The organism is Streptomyces sp. NPDC001770 (assembly GCF_053596135.1).
Genome location: NZ_JBSFFN010000011.1, coordinates 198,360 through 205,137, shown reverse-complemented (window position 1 = coordinate 205,137; position 6,778 = coordinate 198,360). Strand labels below are relative to the sequence as shown.

4 protein-coding genes are annotated in these 6,778 nt (G+C 73.3%); 2 read left to right on the top strand and 2 right to left on the bottom strand.

From position 1 onward, the window contains the following. Window positions 1–142: 142 nt before the first annotated feature. Both ACWCSV_RS13095 and ACWCSV_RS13090 read right to left on the bottom strand, forming a co-directional pair. Window positions 143–898, bottom strand: coding sequence for a hypothetical protein (locus ACWCSV_RS13095; protein ID WP_451141498.1), 756 nt, complete (start codon window positions 896–898; stop codon window positions 143–145). A gap of 157 nt (window positions 899–1,055) precedes the next feature. After that, window positions 1,056–2,318 carry a nucleotide sugar dehydrogenase gene (locus ACWCSV_RS13090; protein WP_451141496.1) on the bottom strand — a complete coding sequence of 421 codons (1,263 nt, stop codon included), beginning with the start codon at window positions 2,316–2,318 and terminating at the stop codon, window positions 1,056–1,058. Between the two features lie 277 nt (window positions 2,319–2,595). Between ACWCSV_RS13090 and ACWCSV_RS13085 the strand changes: the two genes are divergently transcribed. Both ACWCSV_RS13085 and ACWCSV_RS13080 read left to right on the top strand, forming a co-directional pair. Then, window positions 2,596–4,302, top strand: coding sequence for a glycerol-3-phosphate dehydrogenase/oxidase (locus ACWCSV_RS13085; protein ID WP_451141494.1), 1,707 nt, complete (start codon window positions 2,596–2,598; stop codon window positions 4,300–4,302). 226 nt (window positions 4,303–4,528) lie between these two features. After that, window positions 4,529–6,595: a protein kinase domain-containing protein gene (locus tag ACWCSV_RS13080; RefSeq protein ID WP_451141492.1), complete on the top strand. Its 2,067-nt coding sequence runs from the start codon at window positions 4,529–4,531 to the stop codon at window positions 6,593–6,595. The last annotated feature ends 183 nt before the right edge of the window (window positions 6,596–6,778 follow it).

Sequence of the window (6,778 nt, the reverse complement as noted above, 5' to 3'; positions counted from 1 at the left end):
GGTCGGCGGCGACGGCGGCGATGGCCTCGCCGTGGTGGCGCACCAGGTCGGAGGCGAAGACCGGGCCGGGGCCCTTCTCCGTAGGCCCGGACCACCAGGTGTGGTCGGGGCCCTTCTCCGTAGGCCCGGAGGCCGGCGCAGGTCAGTCGGAGATCTTCTTGGCGGCGGAGAACGACGCGAACGCGGCGATCGCGAAGAAGACGACGCTGAGGAAGTCGGAGTCGGCCTTCCACGCCTCCTGGAGCACACCGAAGTGCTCGAAGAACATCTCCGAGACGGAGACCGGGAGGTGCTTGGAGGCGATGATCGCCTCGCCGAGCAGCTGACCGAAGTAGACCGAGCCCAGGGAGAACAGGGCGGCGGCGAACGGCAGCACGGGGTTGCGGCCGCCGGCCTTGCCGGCGGCCCAGCCGGTGACGAGGCCGACGACCACCGCCGCGTAACCGAACTCGCGCTCGCTGGCCCCGATGATCGCGCCGTAGATCGCCCCGATCACGGCGGCGGCGCCGAGCGACGCGAGCAGCCCGAGGGCCAGGTTGTTGCGGACCGGGCCGGTGACCGGCGCGAACGGAACCCCGGGGAACTGGCCCGGCTGGCCCGGCTGCGCGGGCCAGGGGGTGCCGGGTGCGGGCGGCCCCGGCTGACCGGGCTGCGCGCCCGCGAAGGGGTTGCCGGTGGGCGCGCCCGGCGCGGGGGCGACCGGGGCTCCGACCGGCGGACCGGCCTGGGGCACGGGTGCTCCGGCGGGCGGGGCGACGGGCGCTCCGGCCGGGGGCGCCACGGGCGGTGCGGCCGGAGCCGGCGCCCCGGGCGCCTCGGCCGCGTACGGGTTGCCGGCGACGGGCCGGCCGTCCTCGGGCTGCTGGGGCCGGCTGGGCGGCGGCACGGGCTGGCTCATGGTGGAAATCCCCCCTGGGACGAATGCGCACGACGGTGCGACGGATACGCACGGCAGTGCGAAGGTGACGCCGCAGGCTAGCAGCCGCCTGTGACAGCGCCCACCGGGATTCCCGGACCGGGGACCGCCCCGCTCTCCGCACGGTTCCGGCCCCCGGTCACAGCCGGTGCGCGGCCCCCGCCGGGGTGGCCCCCCGGGTGTCGAGCAGCAGCTGCGCCTTCACCGCGAGGCCCTGGAGGTCGTACGTGCGGTGGTGCTGGAGGAGGAGCGTCAGATCGGCGGCGGCCGCCGCCTCGTACAGCGAGTCGGCGCGGGGGACCGGAACGTCGCGGACGCGCCAGTCCAGGACGTGCGGGTCGTGGTAGCCGATCTGGGCTCCCAGGTCCATCAGCCGGCTCGCGATCTCACGGGCCGGGGCCGCCTCCTGGTCGGCGCTGTCCGGCTTGTAGGTGACGCCGAGGAGGAGGATGCGGGCACCGCGCACCGACTTGCCGTGCTCGTTCAGCAGGGTGGCGCTGCGCCGGATCACATAGCTCGGCATGCGGTCGTTGATCTCCTGCGCCATCGAGACCAGACGCAGCGGCGGGCCGGGCGCGTGCCCGGCGTACGGGGCGCTGCCCGGGTCCAGGGCGACGCCGTGGCCGCCGACGCCGGGGCCGGGGCGGAACGCCTGGAAGCCGAAGGGCTTGGTCTCCGCGCACCGGATGACGTCCCAGAGGTCCACGCCGAGCTCGTGGCAGAGCACCGCCATCTCGTTGACGAGGGCGATGTTCACGTGCCGGAAGTTGGTCTCCAGTACCTTGGTCATCTCGGCCTCGCGCGGGCCCCTGGCGCGCACCACCTTGTCCGTGAGCCGGCCGTAGAACGCGGCGGCGGACTCGGTGCAGGCGGGGGTGAGGCCGCCGATGACCTTGGGGGTGTTGGCGTAGGTGTGGGTGCGGTTGCCGGGGTCCAGACGGCCGGGGGAGCAGGCCAGGTGGAAGTCGCGGCCCGCGCGCAGCCCGGACCCCTCTTCGAGCAGCCCGCGCAGGAAGTTCTCGGTGGTGCCGGGGGGTACGGGCGATTCCAGCAGCACGGTGGTGTGCGGGCGGAGCCGGGCGGCCAGTGCGCGCGCGGCGTCGCCGAGGGCGGTGAGGTCGACGGTGCGGTCGGGCCCGAGGGGGGTGGGGGAGCAGATCACCGCGGTGCGCACCCGGCCGAGTTCGGTGGCGTTGGTGGTGGGGCGGAAACCCCGGGAGAGCATCCTGCGGACCTCGGACGCGGTGAGCGAGCCTTCGACCGGGGTGCGCCCCGCGCCGAGATCCGCGTACGGACGCGGATCGGTGTCGTAACCGATGGTGTCGATACCGGCGGCGACCGCTGCCTGGGCGAGGGGCAGGCCGAGGTGACCGAGGCCGATGACCGCGAGGTCTGCGGGCATGCGAGGGCCGTCCTTCCCATAGGACCATGAGGACCGAAAGCGCAACTGCTGTGGACCGCGCGATGTCAGACTAGGCGTAAATATGACCTGTATGTCGCATTTATGTCGCACGGAATGATCGCTGTCATCTGTGGCGATCGGGAGCGTTGTCCACAGGCGGTGGCTGAAGTCGCGTTGCGCGGACAGAATCGGGAACGTGGGCACGGCCGCTCCGGCCGTACGGAACCCGGACAGATCGCCCGGTAGCCCGCCCACCCCGATCCACCGGGAGGCAGAGTTGAGGACATCGACACTGGGACCCGCCGAGCGCGCCGAGGCGCTCGCCGCGATGGCCGAGCGCGAACTGGACGTACTGGTCGTCGGCGCGGGCGTGGTCGGCGCGGGGACGGCGCTGGACGCCGCCACCAGAGGGCTCTCCACCGGACTCGTCGAGGCGCGCGACTGGGCCTCCGGCACCTCCAGCCGGTCCAGCAAGCTCATCCACGGAGGCCTGCGCTATCTGGAGATGCTCGACTTCGCCCTGGTCCGCGAGGCGCTCAAGGAGCGCGGCCTGCTGCTGGAACGCCTCGCCCCCCACCTGGTCAAGCCGGTGCCGTTCCTCTACCCCTTGCAGCACAAGGGCTGGGAGCGGCTGTACGCGGGCTCCGGCGTCGCGCTCTACGACGCGATGTCCCTCTCCTCCGGACACGGCCGGGGCCTCCCGGTCCACCGCCACCTCTCCCGCCGCCGCGCCCTGCGCGTGGCCCCCGCGCTCCGCAAGGACGCCCTGGTCGGGGCCCTCCAGTACTACGACGCCCAGATGGACGACGCCCGCTTCGTCGCCACCCTGGTGCGCACCGCCGTGAGCTACGGCGCGTACGCGGCGAACCGCGCGCGGGTCTCCGGATTCCTCCGGGAGGGCGAACGCGTCGTCGGCGCCCTGGTCGAGGACGTCGAGACCGGCGGCCGGTACGAGGTCAGGGCCAGACAGGTGGTGAACGCGACCGGCGTGTGGACCGACGACACCCAGGCGCTGATCGCCGAACGCGGACAGTTCCACGTCCGCGCCTCCAAGGGCATCCACCTCGTCGTACCCAAGGACCGCATCCACTCCTCGACCGGGCTGATCCTGCGCACCGAGAAGTCCGTCCTCTTCGTCATCCCGTGGGGGCGCCACTGGATCGTCGGCACCACCGACACCGACTGGAGCCTCGACAAGGCCCATCCGGCCGCCTCCAGCGCCGACATCGACTATCTCCTCGAACACGTCAACACCGTGCTCGCCACCCCGCTGACCAGGGACGACGTCGAAGGCGTCTACGCCGGGCTGCGCCCGCTGCTGGCCGGCGAGTCGGACGCGACCAGCAAGCTCTCCCGCGAGCACACGGTGGCGCACCCGGTGCCCGGCCTCGTCGTGGTCGCGGGCGGCAAGTACACGACCTACCGGGTGATGGCGAAGGACGCCGTGGACGAGGCGGTGCACGGGCTCGACCAGCGGGTCGCCGAGTGCGTCACGGAGGACGTGCCGCTGCTCGGCGCCGAGGGGTACCGCGCCCTGTGGAACGCCCGCGCCCGGATCGCCGCCGCCACCGGACTGCACGTCGTCCGGGTGGAGCACCTGCTCAACCGGTACGGCTCCCTCGCCGAGGAACTCCTCGCACTGATCGCCGAGAACCCCGCACTGGGCGAGCCGCTGCCCGCCGCCGACGACTACCTCGCCGCCGAGATCGTCTACGCCGCCTCGCACGAGGGCGCCCGCCACCTCGACGACGTCCTCACCCGGCGGACCCGCATCTCCATCGAGACCTTCGACAGGGGCACCCTCAGCGCCCGCGTATGCGCGGAGCTGATGGCCCCCGTACTGGACTGGGACGCGGACCGGGTCGACCGCGAGGTGGAGCACTACGAGAAGCGGGTCCAGGCCGAGCGGGAGTCGCAGCGCCAGCCCGACGACCTCACGGCCGACGCGGCCCGGCTCGGCGCACCGGACATCGTGCCGATCTGACGGCGTGTCGCGCGACTCCGGCGGCCGGGCATGGGAGGGCGAGGAAGGGGCACCCGCTCGTACACGGTGGGGGTGCCCGGCACCGGGGCGGAGGAGCCGTGCCTCACGCCCCGTAAGCCCTCTCCCCGGCCCCGCCGGGGCCGAGCGCGGACCCGGCACCAGAACCGGTCCCGGGGTGAGGGACAATGAACGCTCTGCCAGGGCGGGTTGATCGCAGAGGGGACGCATGTCGGAGGCGGAGCAGGCAAACGGGCCCCAACGGGACACCGAGGGACGTCTTCTCGCGGGACGGTACCGGCTCGGGAAGGTGCTCGGCCGGGGCGGTATGGGTACCGTCTGGCGCGCCGAGGACGAGACCCTGGGCCGTACGGTGGCGGTGAAGGAACTCCGGTTCCCCACGGCCATCGACGACGAGGAGAAGCGCCGGCTGATCACGCGCACCCTGCGCGAGGCCAAGGCGATCGCGCGCATCCGCAACACCAGCGCCGTCACCGTGTTCGACGTGGTCGACGAGGACGACCGGCCGTGGATCGTCATGGAGCTCGTCGAGGGCAAGTCCCTCGCCGAAGTGATCCGTGAGGACGGCACGCTGACGCCCCGACGGGCGGCCGAGGTCGGCCTCGCCGTCCTCGACGTGCTGCGCTCCGCGCACCGCGAGGGCATCCTGCACCGGGACGTGAAGCCGTCCAACGTGCTGATATCGCAGGAAGGCAGGGTGGTCCTCACCGACTTCGGCATCGCCCAGGTCGAGGGTGACCCGTCGGTGACCTCCACCGGCATGCTGGTCGGCGCCCCCTCGTACATCTCGCCGGAGCGCGCCCGAGGCCACAAGCCCGGACCGCCCGCCGACCTCTGGTCGCTCGGCGGTCTGCTCTACGCGAGCGTGGAAGGCAGCCCGCCGTACGACAAGGGCTCGGCCATCGCCACGCTGACGGCCGTGATGACCGAACCGCTGGACCCGCCGAAGAACGCGGGCCCGCTGAAGGACGTCATCTACGGCCTCCTCACCCGCGACCCCGAGCAGCGACTCGACGACGCCGGTGCGCGCGCCCTGCTCACCGCGATCGTCAACGCCCCGGAGAAGCCGCCCGCGGACGCCACCCAGGTGATGGCCGTACCCACCGGGGTGGGCCCGGCCCCCTCGGACGGCAGGAGCGGGCCCGCCGACGCACGGACGCCCGTCTCCTCCGGGACCGGCGAGGGAACCCGGGACCGGCTGCGCGGTGCCCTGCGCTCCGTACGGAACTCGAAGGCCGCGGCGGCCGGGGCAGCGGGAGCGGCCGGTGCGGCCGGTGCTTCGAGCGCCTCCGCCGCGACCCCGACGGGCACGCCCGCTGGCGGTCCTGCCGCGGGCGGTTCCACCGCCGCCCGACCCGCCGTTTCCACCGGAAAGGCCGCAAAGGCCGCACAGGCCGGCGCCCCGGGCACTGCCACGGCCTCGGCCTCCGGCGGAGTTCCGCCGCGCACCCCCGGCCCGTCCACCCGCGCCTCGCTCACCGATGTGGTGCCGCGCCGGACCCTCGCGGTCATCGCGGGGGTCGTGGTGCTCGCCGTCATCGGCACCGTGCTCGCGCTCAGCCTCGGCGGCGGGGACGACCAGGACGGCAAGGGCGCGGCCACCCAGGGCACCTCGGCCGGGTCCACCGGTGGGGCCGACGCCTCCGGCAAGGGCGACGACCGTACGGAGGGGCAGGGCAAGTCCGGCGACTCCGCGGCTCCGTCCACGGCCGGCACCCCGTCCGGCTCCGGCACTCCCTCGGCCTCCTCGTCCGGCAAGGGCAACGACGACAAGGACGACAAGGACGGCAAGGGCGGCAAGGACGACGGCGCGCTCCCGGCCGGGTACAAGACGGTCACCGACAGCCGTTTCCACTTCACCATGGCGATGCCCGCCGCCTACCGGCTCACCGCCATCGCGGGGTCCAGCTCGGGCGGCATCTACAACGCGTCGAAGGGCAGCTTCCCGCGCGTCCAGGTCGACTACAACAGCTCGCCCGGCAAGGACGCCGCCGCGGCCTGGTCGGCGGCGGTCGCGGGAGTGAGCGCCGCGAGCAACGGCTACAAGCACATCGGCATCAGGAAGGTCGAGTACAACGGCTACCCGACCGTCGCGGACTGGGAGTTCGAGCGGAACCAGAACGGCGAGCGGGTGCACGTCCTCAACCGGGGCTTCCGGGCCGACCCGACACACGGCTACTCGATCATGGTGAGCTGCCCGGCCGCCCAGTGGAACGAGGACGAGTGCCGCACCCTGCGGGAGACGGCGTTCGCCACCTTCGCGCCGAAGGACTGAGAAGGACTGACGTGACGACCGGCTGGACGGCCGGCGAAGGACCGGCGCAGGGCTGACGGTGACCGGGCGACCGCCCTCCGGGGCGGTCGCCCCACCGCTCCCGGCGGTCCGGTCCGCCCGGGTTGGCGCGACCCGGACACGCCGCCGCGTCCCGCCACGTATCGTAAGAGGTCGAGAACCGTT